Source organism: Sphingobium sp., from assembly GCF_035511395.1.
GTDB lineage: Bacteria > Pseudomonadota > Alphaproteobacteria > Sphingomonadales > Sphingomonadaceae > Sphingobium.
Genome location: NZ_DATKFP010000196.1, coordinates 1 through 19,014, shown reverse-complemented (window position 1 = coordinate 19,014; position 19,014 = coordinate 1). Strand labels below are relative to the sequence as shown.

Here is a 19,014-nt window from a genome sequence, read left to right as displayed (position 1 = left end):
CGCGTCGTAGAAAGCGATGTCCGACCGGCTCCTGGCCAAGAGTTGGGCGCCAGCAACAGCGGCGTATATGCCTCGTGCTCTGTACTCGCTTTGTTCGGCCGGACTGATGGACGCAGCCAAGAGTTGCTTGGCGATCCAGGCTATGTTGACGTCGGCAAACAGCTGAACTTCCACCGCGATGGCTTGGGGCAGGTCGGCATATTCTGCGGCCATGAAGCTGCAGAGACACATCCGGTTGTCGTTCTGGAGCGCCGCGCGGAACGCGTCGGGATAACGGCGCAGACATTCGATCGGGTCCGGCATCTCATCTGACAGTACTTCCAGAGCGACGGTCGCCTCCTCCCGGTAACGCCGCGCCACCGCCGCACCAAGGTCGGCCTTGCTCGGGAAATGATAGTGGATGCTGGCAGACTTGATGCCGACGTCCGTCGCCAGATCGCGGAAGTTAAGACCGCCATAGCCATGCGCCTGCGCGGCTCTGCGCGCAGCAGCCAGGATCAGTTCCTTGGTGTTCGCGCTCATTTCGTCATCCTTGGGCCATCACACCTACCAAATGGCAGATAGACGTTGACGCCCGTATGGTCAAAGCTCTACGTCTCTATCAACTGCCAGATAGATAGGACGTGCCATGAAGATATACGACGCCGCCATGGGTCCCTATCCCGCACGCGTCCGCATTGCGCTGGCGGAAAAGAATATGCAGTCCCAGGTCGAGTTCGTGCCGGTCGATCTGCTGAAAGGCGAACATAAGACGCCCGAATTCCGGGCGCTCAACTATTCGGGCACCTTGCCTGTGCTCGAACTTGATGATGGCACGCTTATCGCCGAATGCACCGCCATCACCCAATATCTCGACATGCTCGACGGCAGGCCCACGCTCATCGGCAGCACGCCGCGAGAGCAGGGCTTGATCCACATGATGAGCAAGCGGGCCGAACTTGAAGTGCTCGACGCCATCAGCGTATATTTCCACCACGCGACGCCGGGCCTCGGACCTCATGTGGAGCTATACCAGAATCCGGAGTGGGGGTTGTACCAGCGCGACAAGGCGCTGCGCGGCATGCGCTACTTCGACGGCATCTTGCAGGATCAGCCGTTCGTCGTCTGCGAAGCCTTTTCTATGGCCGATATCACGCTCATCGGCGCTCTGATTTTCATGGGATATCTGGACGTAGACGTTCCGGCGGAATGTGAGGCGCTGCCGGCATGGTATGCGCGCATGCAGGAGCGCCCGAGCGTGAAAAACCGGATCACGATGTCAGACTTGACAGTGCTCGCGTCATGAGAAATTAATAGATAGTTGAAAGATCGGAACATATCGAACGCCGCTGTCATAGTGGAAGTGCTACTGCATTAAGGCAAGGCCGGTTCACTATCGACATCGGCCACAATTGGCAGCAATATTCAGACCGCCGGTCCCGACGAGCGCACGATGGCGCGCTCGTTTTATTCAAGAAGCGTTAGACTGGCAGACCATCCTGATGTTCGCCTCCGCCTTCGTCGGGGAGGGGCACATTCGTGCGGGCCTGTGGCCAAATATGACCGCGATACGCGGCCCAAAGGCAGATGGCCGCCGCCGCGATCTGGCTCAGCGCGACGATCACCGAGAGAATGCGAAGGTCAGCGCCGAATTGGGCGACTGCGAGCCATCCGATGCCTGCGGCGATGGTGAGGCGCATCGTACCGGCAAAGGTCGTCCAGCCGGGCTGACCCGATCCCTGCGAGACGAAGCTGAGTATGAAGGCCGCCGCCATGGCCGGATAGGATAGTCCCGCAACGCGCAGATAAATCGAACCATGCTGCAACACGGAGCGATCATCGCTGAAGACGCTGAGCCACAGCATCGGATGCACCGTGACGATCAGGCCCACGCATCCGGTAAAGCACGCTCCCAAGATCGTCCCGATCGCGGCAATGCGCTTTGCGCGGGCGATCCGGCCGGCACCGATGCAGGTTCCAATCATGGTCAGCATCGCGCTCCCCAAACCGAACAGTACGGGGATGAACAAATAGTCGAGCCGCGCGCCGATGCCGTAGCCGCCGATCGCAGCCTCCCCGAAGCGACCGACGATTCCGGTGACGATGATGACGGCGAGGTTGATCTGGATCACCGCCACTGAGGAGATCAGCCCGACCCCCAGAACGTCCCGGAACAGAGTCCGGCGGAGCGGGACCACGTTCAGCGTCAGTCCGGCACGTCCGGTGCACAGATAGCGCAACAGGATGAAGCTGGCTGCGCTGTAGTAGATCGTGACCGCAAGGCCGGCACCGGCGATCCCAAGCCCCACCAGTGGCCCTGCACCGAAGATCAGAAGTGGCGACAGGGGAATGAGGGTGACGACGCCCAGAAGTGATATGAGGGCGGGCGCCTTGACATTGCCGGCGCCGCGCAGCGCGGCCGAGCACAGATTTACGATCCAGATCGGAACGGCACTCAATGAAAGCCAGCGTGAATAGGTGACCGCCTGCGCGAGCGCACCGCCCCGGGCGGCGAGCGCTTCGAACAGGCGTGGACCCAGCAGCCAGATGCCGGCCATGAACAACAGGCCCATGACGATGCCGAGCACGATCGCGTGGAGCACATGGTCGTCCGCATCGTCATGTCGGTCACCGCCGATCGACCGCGCTACCGCCGAGGCGACCCCGCCGCCAAGCCCTCCGGCCGACATCATCGTCATCAGCATCCAGACAGGAAATACGACAGACACGCCGACCAGGGCATGGGTGCCGAGCCGGGAGACATAAAAAGTCTCCACAATTCCGACCAACGTCTGCGCGACGAGGACCGCGATGGTCGGGAGCGCCAGGCGTAGCAAGACCCTCAGCACAGGACCCTCGAGAATGGCGAGGCGGGTCGCCGTCTTGCGATCATTCCCAGCCGGAGCCTGTTCTACCTTTCGTCGTTCCTGCGTGGTAGCGCTCATATGGCGATCCCCTTCGATCCTATCTCAGGACTTGAGCCCGAACGTGGACCTGACGCCCTTGTCGACCGAAGCGGCCGGGGCGAAGCGGCGCAGGATGCTGAGCAGCTTCGCACTTCGATCGGCAGTGTGACGCATTCGATATTTGCCGCCGATCGCCGAGAGAATTCGATCGGCCACGGCCGTAGGCCTAGTGCCCGCGGAAACCTGCTTCTGCAAAGCCACCGTGGCTTGGGTCAGTGCAGCTATATAGTCGGGGATGATGGTCTCGACCCGCGTGGCGTTGCTGTCGAGCCTGGTGCTGGTGAAGCCGGGCTCCACCAGCATCACGCGTATGCCAAACCCGCGAACCTCGTGATCAAGCGATTCCGACAGGCCTTCAAGGGCGTGCTTGCTACTCGCATAGAGACCCATGAACGGTGCCGGCAGAAAGCCCAGCACCGAGCTTATATTGACAATGAGACCGGACTTTTGCCGGCGCATCCCGGGCAACACGGCCCGCATGACGCGCAGGACACCAAAGAGATTGGTATCGAACAGTGCCTGCGCTTCCGTGTCGCTCGCCGCCTCTACCGGCCCGATCAGTGAGACACCGGCATTGTTTATGACGATATCGATCCGCCCGGCTTTCTCGAACACCTGACCGACGGCTTGACGGACTTGTTCATCGTTACGTACGTCGAGTTCGACAAATTCGACGCCCGGCAAGAGATCGACCTTAGCCGGGGTACGAACCCCTCCAAAGACGCGGTAACCTGCCTGGGCAAGAGCAATCGCGGTCGCCTCTCCAATGCCGGAGGAAACGCCGGTAATAAGCACTGTCTTCGTCATGGCTATCTCCGGTTTTGAGCGGAAACCAAGGTGATCCCGAGGTTTGGAAATACGCGACTTGCGGGGCGCATTTCCGGTTTGAGGCTGGTCCGGCGTTGGCGAGACCAGGTTGCTCAGGCCTGCATCGCCCATCCCGCGCTATCCATCGCCGCCTGCCGGAGAGCTTCCGAACGGGTCGGGTGGGGATGGATCGTACGTGCAACATCTTCAGCGGTCGCTGCGAACGTCAGAGCCATCCGTGCCTCGGCGATCATTTCTCCCACCTGAGGGCCAACCATGTGGATGCCGAGGATGCGATCGCTGGCCGTATCGACCAGCATCTTCACTAGCCCATCTGTCTCGTGATTAATGCGCGCGCGGCTGTTCGCCATGAACTGAAAGCGCCCGACCCTGAAGTCGATCCCCGCAGCGGTGAGCTCTTCCTCGCTGGCGCCGATGGCTGCCAGTTCGGGACGCGTGTAGACGACGACCGGAATGTCACTGTCATCGCTGACAGAAACCTTGCCCGCAATGATCTCGATGCACTCTATCGCCTCTTCCTCAGCCTTGTGCGCTAGCATGGCGCCGTGCGTAACGTCACCAATTACCCAGACGCCAGGCGCCGACGTGCGGTAGTGGCCATCGTGCGGTATCGCGCCACGCGCATCGGGCACGATGCCGACCACCTCAAGGCCCAGGCCGTCGGTGAAGGCTCGGCGCCCGACTGCGACCAGCACCTTGTCCGCCATCAGTTTCTCGGCCTCTACACCGGAGTCCGCTTCGATCGTGACGACCGCTGCTCCATCGGATGGCGTGGCGGAGGCCACGCGCACGCCAAGCCGGATATTCAGCCCCTGTTTGCGCAGCGAGCGTTCCAGCGTTCTGGCAATTTCGCGATCTGTTCCCGGCAGGATCGTATCGGCATATTCCAGCACGGTCACTTCGGAGCCGAGCCGGCACCAGATCGAACCCATCTCGAGACCCACGACCCCTGCACCGATGACGATCAGCCGATCGGGGACCTGCGTGAAGGAAAGCGCTTCTGTGGACGTAACAATGTTTCGGTGATCAACACAGACGCCGGGAAGCGTCGAGGGCCGGGAGCCAGTAGCAAGGACGATGTTGCGACCCTCGATGACGCTGATCTCGCCGGTCGAACCGGTGACCCGAACCCGACTTTCGCCATCGAGACGGCCCCAGCCTCTGACCCATTCCACCTTGTTCTTGCGGAACAGGAACTCGACACCCTTGACGAGCTTGGCCACCGCCTCGGTCTTCTGCGCCATCATCCGCGCGAGATCGAGGCGTGGTTCCACGGCGATGCCGAAGCTCGCGAACTCGGTTCGCGCCATCTCATACAATTCGCTTGCGTGAAGCAGGGACTTGGCAGGCATGCACCCCACATTGAGGCATGTGCCGCCAAGATGCTGCGCGCCCTCGATAACTGCGACGGACAGCCCGAGTTGACCCGCCCGAATAGCGGCATTGTATCCGCCGGGCCCGCCTCCAATGATGATCACATCATACATGCTATTCTTCCTGCAGATGATTTTGAGACTTTGACCAAGGCACATCCCGCCGGGAAAGCAGCGATGCCCATCTATCTATTTCCCGCATGACGGGTCTTGCCGCTTCGCCAAGTTCGCTCAGTTCATAGACCTGACAGTCCGCTGGGGGTGGCGATGTCCTGCGGCCTATGATTCCGCATTCTTCCAGATCGCGCAGCCGGCCAGCCAGGATATTGGCGGACACGGCAGGGATGGCCGCTCTGATCCCGGAGAAGCGCGCCGGCCCGTCGCCAAGCACACGCATGATGCGCAGGTTCCATTTTGCCGAAAGAATGCCCTCGGCGACTAGCGTAGCATCGTCTGTGCCTGCTTTTGGTTTCACGTCTCAGGCACCCTGGTGGGAGTACTCCCTTGTCCAGGCGACCGTGCCGCTTCCACGCGGGCGATGCGCGCCTCAAGGCCAGCGATCCAGCGCCGCTGCTCCTCGAGCGGATCATAGTCGGCCGCCTGATCGAGTAGTTCGAGATACCGCCTCGCCTTGGACCATGCGCTACGGAGCCGTTCACCTATAGTCATCGAACATCTCCCGATCGATTGGACCTTGCCTTGAGGATGTCGCCGCTCACGCCGGGCGCTCCAGCGGTTCCGCGACATGCGTGGATGACGGCGCTGCGCGATCCTCGCCTGTAGGCGGCAGGATCCGATACCAGAGGGCATAGAGCGCCGGCAGGAACACAAGAGTGAGGACCGTGCCGACAAGCGTGCCGCCGATGAGCGTGATCGCCATCGATCCCCAGAACACCGAGCTGATGAGCGGAACGAAGGCCAGCACCGCTGCCAGTGCGGTGAGAATCACCGGGCGCGAGCGCTGCACAGTGGCCTCGACGACTGCGGTATAGGGGTCCAGGCCGGCCTTCTCATTGTCGTGGATCTGGCCGATCAGGATCAGCGTATTGCGCATCAGTATGCCTGCCAGCGCGATAAGGCCGAGGATGGCGTTGAACCCGAAGGGCTGTCCCGTCATCAGCAGCGTGGGGACCACGCCGATCAGCCCGAGCGGAGCCGTCAGGAGGACGATGGCCATCGCCGACAGGCTGCGCACCTGGAGGATGATGACGATCATCATGAGTACGATCATGATCGGGAAGATGGGTGCCAGCGCCTCGTTCGCCTTGGCCGCTTCCTCGATCGAACCGGCCATGTCGATGCGATATCCGCTCGGCAAAGCCTTGATGATCGGCTGCAGCTTCTCGAACATCGCGGTGGAGACGTCCGGCGGCTGAAGCCCATCGGCGATGTCTCCGCGCACGGTGATGGTGGGGACGCGGTCACGGCGTTGCAGGATGGGGTCTTCCATCCGCACTTCGAGCTTGCCGATCTGGCTGACCGGCACGCGCTCGCCGTTTGCGCCCGTCAACATATAGTCCCCGATGCGGGCGGGATCGAGCCGGTCGCCGCCGCCCGAGCGGGCGACGACGTCGACCGTGCGAATATCTTCCCGTGCCTGACTGACCGTGACGCCGGTGAGCAGGAACTGCATTTGTTCGGCGACGTCGGCTGAGGTAAGTCCCAGCGCGCGAAGGCGGTCCTGATCCAGGACGAACCGCAGCGCCGGCGCACGCTCGCCCCAATCGCTGTTGACCGTCCGCATCATCGGATCGTTTTCCATCACCTGCTGGACCCGCGCGGCGATGCTGCGGACAATATCGACGTCCGGGCCGTTGACCCGGAAGGCGACGGGGAACGGCGAGGGCGGCCCGAACACCAGTTGGGTGGCGCGAACCCGCGCGGCGGGCGCAAGTCCGTCAGCAGCCGCCTGTCGCAGGCGCAGCTTCAATGCATCGCGATCCTCCTCTTTGTCCGTTCGGACGATGATCTTCGCGAAGGAGGGATCGGGTAGCTCGGGCGAGAGCGGAACGTAGAATCGCGGTGCACCCTGGCCGACATAGGTCGTGACAATCTTCGATTCCGGCTGTTTGCGCAGCCATGTCTCTACCTCGCGGGCAGCTTCGCCCGTGCGGCCGATCGCTGTACCCTTGGGCATCTGCACTTCGACCAGCAACTCGGGCCGGTCGGAGGTCGGAAAGAACTGCTTCTTCACCGGTCCCATGCCGACACCGGCGATCAGGAACGCGCCGAGCGTGAGGAGCGCGACCAGCTTCTTGCGATGCACCGCCCAGGCGATGATACCACGGACCTTCCTGTAGCGCGGCGTCTGGTAGATCGCGGCATGGCCGCCCTCGACCGGCTTGATGGCGGGCAGCAGCTTGACGCCCATATAAGGCGTGAAGATCACCGCCACGAACCAGGACGCTATCAGCGCGAAGCCGACGACCCAGAAGATGTTGCCGGCATATTCGCCGGCTGTGGATTTTGCGAAGCCAACCGGCATGAGGCCGATAACCGTGACCAGCGTGCCGGCAAGCATCGGGGCTGCCGTATGGCTCCAGGCGTAGGCAGACGCGCGGATGCGATCATAGCCTTCCTCCATTTTTACCACCATCATCTCAATCGCGATGATAGCGTCGTCGACCAGTAGTCCGAGCGCAAGGATCAGCGCGCCAAGAGTGATGCGATCAAGCGCCCGATCGGTCGCCCACATGATGACGAGGGTAACAGCCAAGGTGAGCGGTACAGCCGCCGCAACGACGATGCCCACGCGCCAGCCCAGGCTGATGAGGCTGACGATCATGACGATCGCGAGCGCTTCGAGAAAGGTCTTCATGAACTGATCGACCGCATCGCGGATGTTCACCGACTGATCGGTGACGCTGCTCAGCGTCATGCCCAAGGGCAACTCCTCCCGGATCGTGTCGATCTCGGCATTCAATGCCTTGCCGAGATCGAGGCCATTCCAGCCGTCGCGCATGATGACACTCAGCAGGAGTGCCGGTTCGCCGTCGCTGCGGATCAGGAACGACGAGGGATCTTCGTAGCCGCGTTCGACCTTCGCAATCTCGGACAGCCGCAACGTGTTGCCGTTTGCCACGATCGGCAGGTTACGGATTGCCGACAGGTCGTCGAATGCGCCGTCGAGACGGACGATGACTTGCTGACCTTTGGTCTCGATCGAACCGGCGGGGGTCATGAGGTTCTGTTTGGCCAGCGCGTCAAAAATCGCGCGGGGCGAGACACCAAGCGTGGCGAGCCGCTCTTCGGCAAACTCGACATAGATGCGCTCGGGCTGTTCGCCCAGAATGGCGATCTTGTTGACGCCGGGGACATGGAGCAGCCGTTGGCGCAAGGTTTCGGCTTCCCGTGCGAGGTTGCGCTGCGGCTCGCCCCTGGCTTTCAAGGCATAAAGGGCGAAGCTGACGTCGCCATATTCATCATTCACCAAAGGCCCTATCACACCCCGAGGGAGCCTGGAGGCCTCATCCGACAGCTTTTTGCGGGCCTGGTAGAACTGCTCCGGGACGTCCGACGGCGGGGTCTGATCCCGCAGCGTCAATGTCGTGAAGGCAAGTCCGGGCCGCGTGAAGGTTTCGCTGCGGTCATACCAGCGCAGCTCCTGCAGCCGCTTCTCGAGCGGCTCGGCAACCTGATCCTGCATCTCCTTCGCCGTCGCGCCGGGCCAGACTGTGACCACGGTCATAGTCTTGATCGTGAAGCTGGGATCTTCGGCCCGCCCGAGATTGAGATAGGCGAAAATCCCTGCAAGGATAATCGCGATCAGGAAGAACAAGGTGACCGACCGCTCGCGAACGGCGAGCGCGGACAAATTGAACCGGCTGGCGCTTTCCGACGTACCGCTCATCGCGCCGCGACCCGGACGGACTGACCGTCACGCAGCATATGCGCGCCCATCGCCACGAAGCGATCGCCGGGTTTCAATCCCGTGCTGATCGTGGCCGTCTCTTCGCCAAGCGCCGTGATACGCACCGAGCGCCACGTCACTTTGGGCTGCGCGTCCTTGCTGACGATCCAGACACCAGGGCCTTTGCCCGCATCGCGGATCGCGCCGAGAGGGACCTGGGTTGCTCCGGCGTCCCCCGGCAGCGCCAGCGTGACGCTCACCGTCGATCCCAGCGGAGCACGGCCAGCGTCCCCGGCAAGCACATAGCGGGCCTCGAAGGTTCGAGACATGGGATTGGCGGCATCCGAAAGTTGGCGGAGCGTGGCGCTTCCCTGCGCGCCACCATAGGTGCGCGCGCGTGCGATGGACCCGATGGACGGCCGTAGGTCTTCGGGCAGTTGCACCAGCGCCTCGCGCGGCCCCGATCGGGCGAGACGCACGACGACCTGTCCGGCGCCGATGACCTCGCCCGGCTCTGCCAGGGTCTCGACCACGGTCCCGTCGGCATCCGCGACCAGCACGCTGTAGCCAGCTTCGTTGCGCGACACCCGGGCCTGCGCTTCGGCCGCTGAGAGCTGGGCGCGGGCCGAGTCAGCCGCGGCCTTTGCCTGGTCGTAGGTCGATGCGGAGACCGCGCCTGCGCCAACCAGATCGCGCAGGCGGCTCTCATCGGCTGCGGTTTGGACCGCGCGAGCGCGTGCGGCCCGCACTGTTTCCTGCAAGGCGCGCGTAGCGAGGGCGAGGTCGGTCTGATCGATCCGCATCAGCGGCTGGCCTCGGCGTACGACCTGCCCGGCATCGACGAGGCGTTCGATCACCTTGCCGCCGACGCGGAAGCCGAGATCGCTCTGGACGCGCGCGGCGACGATCCCGGTAAACTCGCGATTAGCCGCGCTTTCGGTCACCGGCATCATCACCCGCACAAGCGGTGGCCTGGTGCGCGGATCGGTTTCCGCCTTCTGGCACGCCGCCAAGGGAAGCGAGAGCATGAACGCGGATAATCCCGCTTTGATAAACCGACTCGACAAGGGATGATCCTCCAACTTTGAGAACCATTTGTTGTTATGTGACGATTATGTCAATAGGTCACTCGTCATTTTCATTACGGCGCAAGGCTGCGCAGGATGAGACTTATGACTTCCTGCGGCGCCTCCGGCAGCAGGTCCAGATTCCGCTCGAGGTGCAGCGGATCCACGAAAGGCATCATGGCGTACAGGATTGCGCGACAAGTTTCGTCGAGCGGCGTCTTGCGCTCGAACTCGCCACTTTCCCGGCCACTCTTGATGATCTGGGCCAGGATTTCCCTGATGGTCTCCTTATAGGCCTGTGACGATCCCCACTGCTCAGCGGCCGAATGGGCGGTGATGTCGTAGATCTTGCGATCATGGAAAAAGAGATCAACACTCCGTGTCGTCAAGCTCTTGAACATACGGCGGAGACGATCCGTCGCGCTATTGCCTTGCTCAATTGCCGTGCGGGTTTCGGTGACGATTAGTTCCAGGCGCGAGCCGCAGATTTCTTCTCCGATCGCCTGCTTCGACTCGAAGAAACGATAGATATAGGCTTTCGAGAAGCCGATTTCCTTGGCGAGGTCGGCAACGGTCGTCTTGGCATAGCCGTAGCGAGCAAAACATTCATGGGCCGCCGCGATGATCTGATCGCGCACGGCATGTTCGGCGGGGCCACGGGCCGGGGTATCTGTGCTATTGTTGCTCATCGCTCAAGCATAATGACACCGAGCGAGATTGACAACTAGTGACCACTATATATATAAGTCACATCTTGTCATCTATGTCCCGAGGAAGCGATGCGTTCCGTTAGCTTGATCCTTTCCGCCCTCGGCGGCTCCATCATTCTCGCCGGCTGTGCGGTTGGGCCTCGCTATGTGCCGCCGGTATCGACGCAGCCCCTAGCCTTTCAGGGCGGACCGGCGGTCGAGGCGCGCATATCCGCGTCGCAAGCCACCGACCTGGTGTTCTGGTGGCGCGCGTTCAACGATCCGCTTCTTACCAGCCTGGTCGAACGGGGGCTTGAGCAAAATCTTGATCTCCAGCAGGCGAGCGCGCGTGTCGTCCAGGCGCGCGCCGCGCTCAAGGGCGCGAATGCGGCGCTGATGCCATCGGGGCAGGTCAGCGGACAGGCGGGCGAGGTCTATCAGTCTCTCGAGACCCCGATCGGACGGATCGGCAGTGCCTTCCCGCAGTTCGAGCGCTCTACCGAAAGCTATGAGGCGAACCTTGGCGCCAGCTGGGAAATCGATCTGTTCGGCGGGCGAGACGCCGCCCGGGACGCAGCGCGTGCCGACTGGCAGGCCTCGCAGGCCGGCGCGGTCGCCGCGCGTCTCTCCGTCGCGGCCCAAGTTGCGGACACCTATGTCGACATCCGCATGTTGCAGGCGCGGCTTGATGTCGCTCGCGCGCAACTCGATACCCAGCAGCGCCTGGTCGATCTTGTGGGGCTCCAGTATCGCAAGGGCGTCGCAGCCGAATTGCAGTTGAGACAGGCCGAAGGGTCATTGGCACAGGTCCGCGCCTCTGTCCCGGCGCTGCAGAATGAACTCGACATGGCAATGAACGCGCTCGATGTGCTGCTCGGCGTTCAACCGGGCGCGACCCGAACCGAGTTGGCGATCCTCGCCCCGATTCCGCATGCCCCTGCTGTATCTGCGGCGGGCGGGCCGGCCACGCTTCTGCGACGCCGGCCCGATATCATTGCGGCCGAGCGGACGCTTGCGGCATCCAACGCACGGATCGGGGCAGCGGTCTCGGAATATTATCCCAAACTCTCTCTGAGTGGCCTGCTCGGAACCGCTTCCACCGCCACGGGCGGCCTCTTCACGGGTAATGCGACGCAGGCCAACGGCATATTCGGGCTGCGTTGGCGACTGTTCGACTTCGGTCGGGTAGACGCCGAGATCAAGGCCGCCAAGGGTCGGAATGCGGAAGCGCTCGCCGCCTACCGCCTGACGGTGTTGCGTGCCTCACAGGATGTCGAGGACGCCTTCTCCACATTGGTGCAGCAGGAGGCGCGCGCGGCGGTCCTGTTGCAAGGCGAAGGCTCGCTATCGCGCGCGCGCGACTCCTCCATGGCCGCCTATAGGGGCGGGATGGCGAGCCTGATTGAGGTCCTCGATGCCGATCGGCGTCTGCTTGAAACACGCGATGGCGCGATCCAGGCGCAAGCTGCGGCAGCGCGCGGAGCCATTGCATCGTTCCGTGCGCTGGGCGGTGGCTGGGAACCGCAGCGCCGAATGGAAGATCAGACGGCGCAAGCGTCTGCAAGCAAGTGATCTGTACCTCCACGCGCTTGGACGCGATCAACAGCAAAAACTTTAAATGCTGCCAGTCGGCTTTGGAGATCCGCTTCGAGACGTCCCGATAGTCGATATTGGGAGGGGCGTTGCAATCCTCAAAGCCGGATCGAAGCCTATCCTGCGCGATCTGGCTGACGAAAACTGATGTATTCGTAAAAAATATGATCCAGATCACCCCTTCATCCTAAACTTATAGACCATGCACCCGGTTTGTATTGACGATCCTTGGGGCTCTCGATATAGCGCTCTGGCGAGACGACGAGCTCGAAAAAGCGATAGAGCAGCCGAAATGCTGCTGCACAAAGGGGGGAAGCCGTGAGGAAATTCGACAGTACCAGCATGCTCGTTCTAGCGATGCTCATCGCGAGTCCGGTGGCGGCGCAATCAAGCGACGGCATCGCTGAAGCGCCCGCCGTCTTGGCCGACATCGTGGTCACCGCAAACAAGCGGGAACAGAAGCTCAATGACCTCGGCGCAACGGTAGCGGTCGTTACCGGAGATGCATTGAGCTTGAGGCAAATCAACTCTCTCGCCGATCTTGCGCAGACGATCCCAAGTCTGAGCTTCACCACCACCGCCAACAACACACCCGTGTTCACCTTGCGGGGCATCGGCTTCTACGAGACATCGCTCGCCGCCTATCCTGCGGTCAGCGTCTATGTTGACGAAGTCGCGTTGCCTTTCCCTGCCCTGACGACGCACTCGGCCTATGATCTACAGCGAGTCGAAGTGCTGAAGGGGCCGCAGGGCACGCTTTTCGGTCAGAATGCGACCGGCGGTGCAATCAATTATGTCGCCGCCAAGCCGACGTCTGATTTTTCGGCGGGTGCCAATTTGACCTATGGACGCTTCAATGAGGTGATCGGCGAAGGCTATCTCAGTGGGCCACTCGCAGACGGTCTGACGGCGCGGCTGTCCGCTCGCGTTGAAAATGCTGACGGCTGGCAGCAAAGCAATTCGCGCAGTGGAGACACCAACGGCAAGGTCCGCACCTACGCAGGCCGGTTGCAACTCGCTTGGGAACCGAGCGATGGGGCGCGGTTTCTCTTCAATCTCAATGGTTGGCGCGACAAGGGCGAGACGCAAGCGCCGCAGTATATAGGAATTCAGCCACAAAACCCGATCATTGGGCCTGAACTGGCAGCTTCAGCTTTCTCGCGGGAAAAGCCTCGCGTGGCAGATTGGACGCCGGGCGTACCCTACGCGAACAACCGGTTTCTGCAAGCCTCGCTCCGCAGCGACATCGATGTAACCGACGACCTCGTTCTGACATCACTCACCGCCTACGAGAACTATCGGCATCGCCAGGGGAGCGAAGCCGACGGCCTGCCAATTTCGACCCTGGACATAGTGAGCGACAGTGGTTCGATCAAAAGCTTCTCGCAGGAATTGCGGCTCGCGAATGGCGGGGGCGGGCGGGCGCGCTGGGTCGTTGGTGGGAATTACGAGCATAGCAAGGTTGATCAGGGGTTTTTGTATGACATCACCAAATCGACTGCCAGCACAACGCTTGGAATAGTGTTGGGATATCCGATCAGTTTTCCATCCGCGTCATCGAAACAGACGATGACCAATTATGCCATTTTCGGAAATATGGAGTATGACCTCACACCGACGCTGACGGTTAAGGCAGGTGCCCGCTACACCAAGGCCCGCAATAATGTCACGAGTTGCAACGTAACCACGTCAGGCCTGCCCGGCGATGCCGGTCCGTTCTTTTTTGATATTCTGCTCGGCGGCGCCTTTGGACCTTATGTCAATGGTACGTGCTTCGCGATCAACGACCTCGGTGCAGCAAATGGTTCAGTGGCACCGGGCGCGCCCGGTGCTTACACGGGGAAGCTTGACGAAGACAATGTCTCCTGGCGCGTCGGTCTTGACTGGAAGGTGCGACCCGGGATGCTCGTCTATGGTAACATCGCAAGAGGCTACAAGGCAGGTGGCTTCCCCACGGTTTCCGCCTCGACCTTCACGCAATATCTCCCGGTAACTCAGGAGTCGGTGCTTTCGTATGAGGCCGGCTTCAAGGCATCATTGCTTGATAGAATGCTGCAGCTTAATGGCGCAGCATTCTATTACGACTATTCAGACAAGCAGTTGCGCACGAAGATCAATGCGCCACCGTTTGGAATTCTGGACGTATTGGGCAATGTGCCCAAGTCAACGGTGAAAGGGTTCGAGATCGAGCTTGATGCCCGGCCGATCGAGGGGCTCTCGATAAACACGGCATTCACCTATCTCGATGCGAAAATCGATCGGTTCGCCGGCTTCAACACGGTTGGTGTTCTGACGAACTTTGCCGGCTCTCGTGTGCCGTTTACACCCAAGTATCAGGTCGGCGCTAACGTCGATTACGAGTTCCTGCTGACGAACCGCTGGAATGGTTTTGTCGGTGGCAGCGTGGCCTATCGGTCCGATACAGTTGCGCTGGTCGGCGGCGACATCAACCCGCCCAATGCATCTCCCCAATCGAAGAAGCTCTTTGGCATCGACAGCTATACACTCGTGGACGTGCGCGCGGGCGTCCGCATGCCAGGAAACAAGGTTCAGCTTTCGGTCTGGGGCAAGAATATTTTCAACGAGTATTATTGGAACAATGTCGCGGCAGGTGATGCGATCAGCCGCTATGTCGGTCGACCCACAACCTATGGGGTAAGTGTGGGATACAAGTTCTAACGCGTGACACGCAATGAGAATTTCTACCTGCCACCGGCTTGTGCCTGAGCATTGAGGGGAGTACCATCAATGGACACTGTAATTGATCTGGATGCCAATGCCCAAATTCCCGATCATGTTCCCAGGACTATAGTTTCGCCAAAATCCCATGCGGGTGATGACGCCATCTATCCTGCCTTTAATTGGCTCAGGCATAACCTGCCGATGGGCGTGGCCAACGTCGATGGTTACGATCCAACTTGGGTTGTAACGAAGCATTCCGACATCAGGGCGATCGAACGCGATGCTAAGCTATTTCATAATGCGGATCACAATTCGATCCTTAATGATCAGGCGAGCGACAACTTCATAACGGCGACCCGCAACGTATCGCTCAGGGGCGCCTGCCGCATTGCAAGAAACATGTTAGATCGACGATGCGGGCGTTGAACCGCAGGAGAGCCCCATGACCCTTGACCGCAAGACTTTCTTCATCGGCAACGAATGGGTTCCGCCTTCGTCGGTGCGTACGTTCGGCATTGTTGGTGCCTCCACCGGCACATTGATCGCGACTGCGCCAGAGGCAGTGGAAGCCGACGTGGACGCTGCAGTAGCTGCCGCGCGGCGTGCGTTTGACCATTCCGGTTGGGCGACGATGGCGCCTGCGGAACGGGCTGCGATAATGCGACGGTTCCTTGGAGCTTTGGCGTCTCGTGGACCCCAGATTGCGGAAGCCGTCAGTATCCAGAACGGCATGCCGATCGCCGTAAGCAATATGCTGGAAGCGCAATTTCCATCTGCCGTGCTGCAATATTATTCGGACCTGCTTGATGCTCCGGTCGAGCCGGACGTCCGCCCCTCGCAAATGGGCAGGGAAACGCGCGTCGAATATTCGGCGATAGGAGTGGTCGCGGCAATTGTTCCGTGGAACTTCCCGGTGACTCTGTCGGTCAGCAAGATTGCGCCGGCAATGGCGGCGGGCTGCACGATGGTGATCAAGCCTTCGCCCTGCACCGTGCTGGACAGCTACATCGTCGCGGAAGCGGCGCTGGAGGCGGGCGTGCCCGCCGGCGTGCTCAACTGGGTACCCGCGGATCGCGACGTCGGCGCGTATCTCGTTTCCCATCCCGGCGTCGACAAGGTGGCGTTCACCGGCTCCACCCAGGCGGGCCGGGTGATCGCCCGCACATGCGGAGAACTGCTGCGGCCCGTGACGCTGGAGCTTGGAGGAAAGTCCGCCGCGATTTTGCTCGATGACGTGGATATGGATGCCGTCCTTCAGTCTCTGCCGATGGTGTCGCTGCTCAACAATGGTCAGGCCTGCTTCAATTGCACACGCATTCTCGCGCCGAAAAGCCGCTACCGCGAGATCGTCGATGCGGTCGCCGGAATGATGACGGGGTTCAGGATCGGCGACGCTCTGGATCCCGAGACGCAAGTTGGCCCGATGGCGACGAAGGAGCATCGTGACCGTGTCGAGACCTTCATCGCCAAAGGGCGCAACGAGGCGAAACTAGTGGTCGGCGGCGGGAGGCCGTCGAACATGACATCCGGCTGGTTCGTCGAACCGACGTTGTTTGCTGACGTCGACAACCGCTCGACGATCGCCCAGGAGGAAATCTTCGGCCCCGTGCTGTGCATCACCGCTTACGCGGATGAAGCCGAAGCGGTTCGGCTGGCGAACGATTCGCCATTCGGCCTTGGCGGCTCGGTGTGGAGCAAGGATGGCGATCGCGCGCTCGGAATCGCGCGCAAGGTTGAGAGCGGAACGGTTGGCGTCAATGGCTATATGCCCTCGCTCGGTGCGCCCTTCGGCGGGATTAAGGCGAGCGGAATGGGTCGGGAATATGGCCCCGACGCGATCGCTGCCTATCAGCAGGCAAAGTCAATTTATGTAATGGGATGATGCGGCGCATGCGCGACGAGGCCGGGCAATGCCCCCGATCGGTAGTCGAATAGGCCCGCCCACAACCAAGCTCAAAATTGGAGAGAGTGAAATGCCAACGGCACATGCGGCGATCATAACGGAGGCAAACTCCCCATTTACGATTGAGACAATCACCGTCGACCCGCCCCAAGCGGGCGAGGTGCTGGTTGATATTCGTGCTGTCGGAATCTGTCACACCGACCTTGCCCTAGCGACAGGGGCGTTCGGAACCCAATTCCCCGCTGTGCTCGGCCACGAAGGGGCGGGCGTGGTCGAGGCGATCGGGGAAGGGGTGACCAAGGTCAAGCCTGGCGACAAGGTGTTGCTTACCTTCAACAGCTGCGGGGAATGCGCGCGCTGCCGTGCAGACGACCCATCCTATTGTGAACATTTCGTGCCGTTGAACCTTGCATGCATGCGCGAAGATGGTTCGACACGGCTCCATCGGGATGGCGCGGCGGTATCCGGCAATTTCTTCGGTCAATCCTCTTTCGCAAGCAAGGCGGTCGCCCATCAGCGAAATGTTGTGAAGCTCGCTGACGACGCCGACCTTGCGACGCTCGCGCCGCTGGGCTGCGGGATCCAGACCGGTGCGGGCGCGGTCATGCGATCGCTTGCAGCGCAGCCAGGTCAATCTCTGGCGGTGATCGGCGGCGGCGCGGTCGGCCTGAGCGCCCTGCTTGGCGGCAAATTATGCGGCTGCGCGCCGATCATCGTGATCGAGCCAAATGAAAGCCGTCGTTTGTTGGCGACTGAACTGGGTGCCGATCACGTTATCGATCCGGCCGACGGCGACGCGGCGGAGGCGGTACGTAGGGTGGTTCCATCGGGCGTCGATCTGGTGGTGGACACCAGCGGACATCTGCCCGCGATGATCTCGGCACTCGGTTTCATCGCAAGCAAGGGCAAACTGGGTTTGGTCGGCGTGCCGGCAGTGTCTGACGCGACGCTGCCGATGCCTGTCTTCCAATGGCTTACGCTGGGTGGAACCGTGCGTGGTATTGTGGAAGGCGATAGCGATCCCGATGCTTTTCTGCCTGAGCTGATCGCGTACCATGCAGCCGGACGGCTACCGTTCGACAAGTTTGTCAGCTATTATCCCTTCGAGCAGATCAATCAGGCGGTCGCCGACATACATAGCGGCAAAAGCATCAAAGCGGTTCTGACGTTGTAAGAATGCCGGGAGGTTCGTTCCGAAATCTTCCTGGTTTTCAGACGCATTGATCATGACCTGTGCCGCTCCCTGCCCGCCTGCCCATCGCCGGGAAATGCGGATGAGCCGCGATAATCGCGGCTGACGACAGTTGCTGGCGTTTGGTACGCTCAATGCCATCAAACATTATCCCCTTGAATAAGACCGGGCGCATGGTATGTAAGTTGTGGCGGTAAGGCAGTTGCCAGGTGCGTTGGAGGAAAGTGCGGGGTGCCCGGTTTCTCAAACGGCCTCCGGTGCCCAAAAAAACAGCCGCATATCGAGGGGATAAAAGTCATGAAATCATTGAAGATCGCACTGGCCTGCTCGGCCTCGCTCGGCGGGGTATGTGGAAGTTCGGTGGCGCTGGCCCAAGCGGCCCCTGCCAAAGAAACGACGTCGCAATCAAACCCGACGAGTTCTGCGGGAATCGAGGATATTGTCGTTACCGCGCAGCGACGCTCCGAACGGACCCAGGATATCCCGGTCGCCATCTCGGCGTTCGGTGGCGCCCAGTTGGAACGCACCGGAACTGTGTCGCTGCAATCCGTCGCAAACAAAGTGCCGAGCGTCTATTTTGGCAGTTTTGGGGCTCTTCGGCCTCAACTATATATCCGTGGCATTGGCACACGATCCTTCGATCCGGGATCCGAAAGCTCGGTCGGAATATTTGAGGACGAGGTGTATCTTGGCCGATCCAGCGGATCCTTCGGTTCGATCCGCGATGTGGAGCGCATTGAAGTGCTGCGCGGGCCGCAGGGTACCCTGTACGGCCGCAACACCATCGGTGGCGCGGTGAACGTCATTACGAAGGCTCCGACCGAGGACTTTCACGCGGAACTGCAAGGCGGAATCAGCAATTTCGATGGTCGCGACATCTTCGGTGCAGTGA

General features: G+C 61.0%; 16 protein-coding genes. 7 read left to right on the top strand and 9 right to left on the bottom strand.

The window, feature by feature from the left end:
• Positions 1 to 522, bottom strand: a 522-nt coding sequence (locus tag VMR39_RS13390; protein ID WP_325416492.1) for a TetR/AcrR family transcriptional regulator, incomplete at its 3' end; no start/stop codon positions are given.
• Between the two features lie 106 nt (positions 523 to 628).
• Between VMR39_RS13390 and VMR39_RS13385 the strand changes: the two genes are divergently transcribed.
• Positions 629 to 1,285, top strand: coding sequence for a glutathione S-transferase (locus VMR39_RS13385; RefSeq protein WP_325416491.1), 657 nt, complete (start codon positions 629 to 631; stop codon positions 1,283 to 1,285).
• A gap of 175 nt (positions 1,286 to 1,460) precedes the next feature.
• Here the strand turns inward: VMR39_RS13385 and VMR39_RS13380 are convergent, their stop codons facing one another.
• The 8 genes from VMR39_RS13380 to VMR39_RS13345 all read right to left on the bottom strand — a co-directional run bounded on the left by VMR39_RS13380 (position 1,461) and on the right by VMR39_RS13345 (position 10,701).
• Positions 1,461 to 2,924 (bottom strand): MATE family efflux transporter, encoded by a 1,464-nt coding sequence (locus VMR39_RS13380; protein ID WP_325416490.1) that lies wholly within the window; start codon positions 2,922 to 2,924, stop codon positions 1,461 to 1,463.
• Between the two features lie 24 nt (positions 2,925 to 2,948).
• Positions 2,949 to 3,752, bottom strand: coding sequence for an oxidoreductase (locus tag VMR39_RS13375; RefSeq protein WP_325416489.1), 804 nt, complete (start codon positions 3,750 to 3,752; stop codon positions 2,949 to 2,951).
• Between the two features lie 113 nt (positions 3,753 to 3,865).
• Positions 3,866 to 5,260, bottom strand: coding sequence for a dihydrolipoyl dehydrogenase (gene lpdA / locus VMR39_RS13370; protein WP_325416488.1), 1,395 nt, complete (start codon positions 5,258 to 5,260; stop codon positions 3,866 to 3,868).
• Between the two features lies 1 nt (position 5,261).
• A complete protein-coding gene (locus VMR39_RS13365; RefSeq protein WP_325416487.1) occupies positions 5,262 to 5,621 on the bottom strand; it encodes a helix-turn-helix domain-containing protein in 360 nt (119 codons plus the stop codon).
• On the bottom strand, positions 5,618 to 5,815 hold the full coding sequence (locus VMR39_RS13360; protein ID WP_325416486.1) for a hypothetical protein: 198 nt from the start codon (positions 5,813 to 5,815) through the stop codon (positions 5,618 to 5,620). Before VMR39_RS13360 ends, VMR39_RS13365 begins: the two co-directional genes overlap by 4 nt.
• Before the next feature lie 46 nt (positions 5,816 to 5,861).
• Positions 5,862 to 8,996: an efflux RND transporter permease subunit gene (locus VMR39_RS13355; protein WP_325416485.1), complete on the bottom strand. Its 3,135-nt coding sequence runs from the start codon at positions 8,994 to 8,996 to the stop codon at positions 5,862 to 5,864.
• On the bottom strand, positions 8,993 to 10,024 hold the full coding sequence (locus tag VMR39_RS13350) for an efflux RND transporter periplasmic adaptor subunit (RefSeq protein ID WP_325416484.1): 1,032 nt from the start codon (positions 10,022 to 10,024) through the stop codon (positions 8,993 to 8,995). Before VMR39_RS13350 ends, VMR39_RS13355 begins: the two co-directional genes overlap by 4 nt.
• Positions 10,025 to 10,137: 113 nt before the next feature.
• On the bottom strand, positions 10,138 to 10,701 hold the full coding sequence (locus VMR39_RS13345; RefSeq protein WP_325416483.1) for a TetR/AcrR family transcriptional regulator: 564 nt from the start codon (positions 10,699 to 10,701) through the stop codon (positions 10,138 to 10,140).
• Between the two features lie 141 nt (positions 10,702 to 10,842).
• Here VMR39_RS13345 and VMR39_RS13340 point away from each other — a divergent pair, with 141 nt between their 5' ends.
• From VMR39_RS13340 to VMR39_RS13315, 6 genes are all read left to right on the top strand, one after another.
• On the top strand, positions 10,843 to 12,324 hold the full coding sequence (locus VMR39_RS13340; protein WP_325416482.1) for an efflux transporter outer membrane subunit: 1,482 nt from the start codon (positions 10,843 to 10,845) through the stop codon (positions 12,322 to 12,324).
• A gap of 339 nt (positions 12,325 to 12,663) precedes the next feature.
• Positions 12,664 to 15,024 carry a TonB-dependent receptor gene (locus VMR39_RS13335; protein WP_325416481.1) on the top strand — a complete coding sequence of 787 codons (2,361 nt, stop codon included), beginning with the start codon at positions 12,664 to 12,666 and terminating at the stop codon, positions 15,022 to 15,024.
• A 69-nt stretch (positions 15,025 to 15,093) separates the two neighbouring features.
• Positions 15,094 to 15,453, top strand: coding sequence for a hypothetical protein (locus VMR39_RS13330; RefSeq protein WP_325416480.1), 360 nt, complete (start codon positions 15,094 to 15,096; stop codon positions 15,451 to 15,453).
• Between the two features lie 16 nt (positions 15,454 to 15,469).
• Positions 15,470 to 16,909, top strand: a complete 1,440-nt coding sequence (locus VMR39_RS13325; protein WP_325416479.1) for an aldehyde dehydrogenase — start codon at positions 15,470 to 15,472, stop codon at positions 16,907 to 16,909.
• Between the two features lie 91 nt (positions 16,910 to 17,000).
• Positions 17,001 to 18,104, top strand: a complete 1,104-nt coding sequence (locus tag VMR39_RS13320; RefSeq protein ID WP_325416478.1) for an NAD(P)-dependent alcohol dehydrogenase — start codon at positions 17,001 to 17,003, stop codon at positions 18,102 to 18,104.
• 315 nt (positions 18,105 to 18,419) lie between these two features.
• Positions 18,420 to 19,014: TonB-dependent receptor (locus tag VMR39_RS13315; protein ID WP_325416477.1), on the top strand; the 595-nt coding region annotated here is incomplete at its 3' end.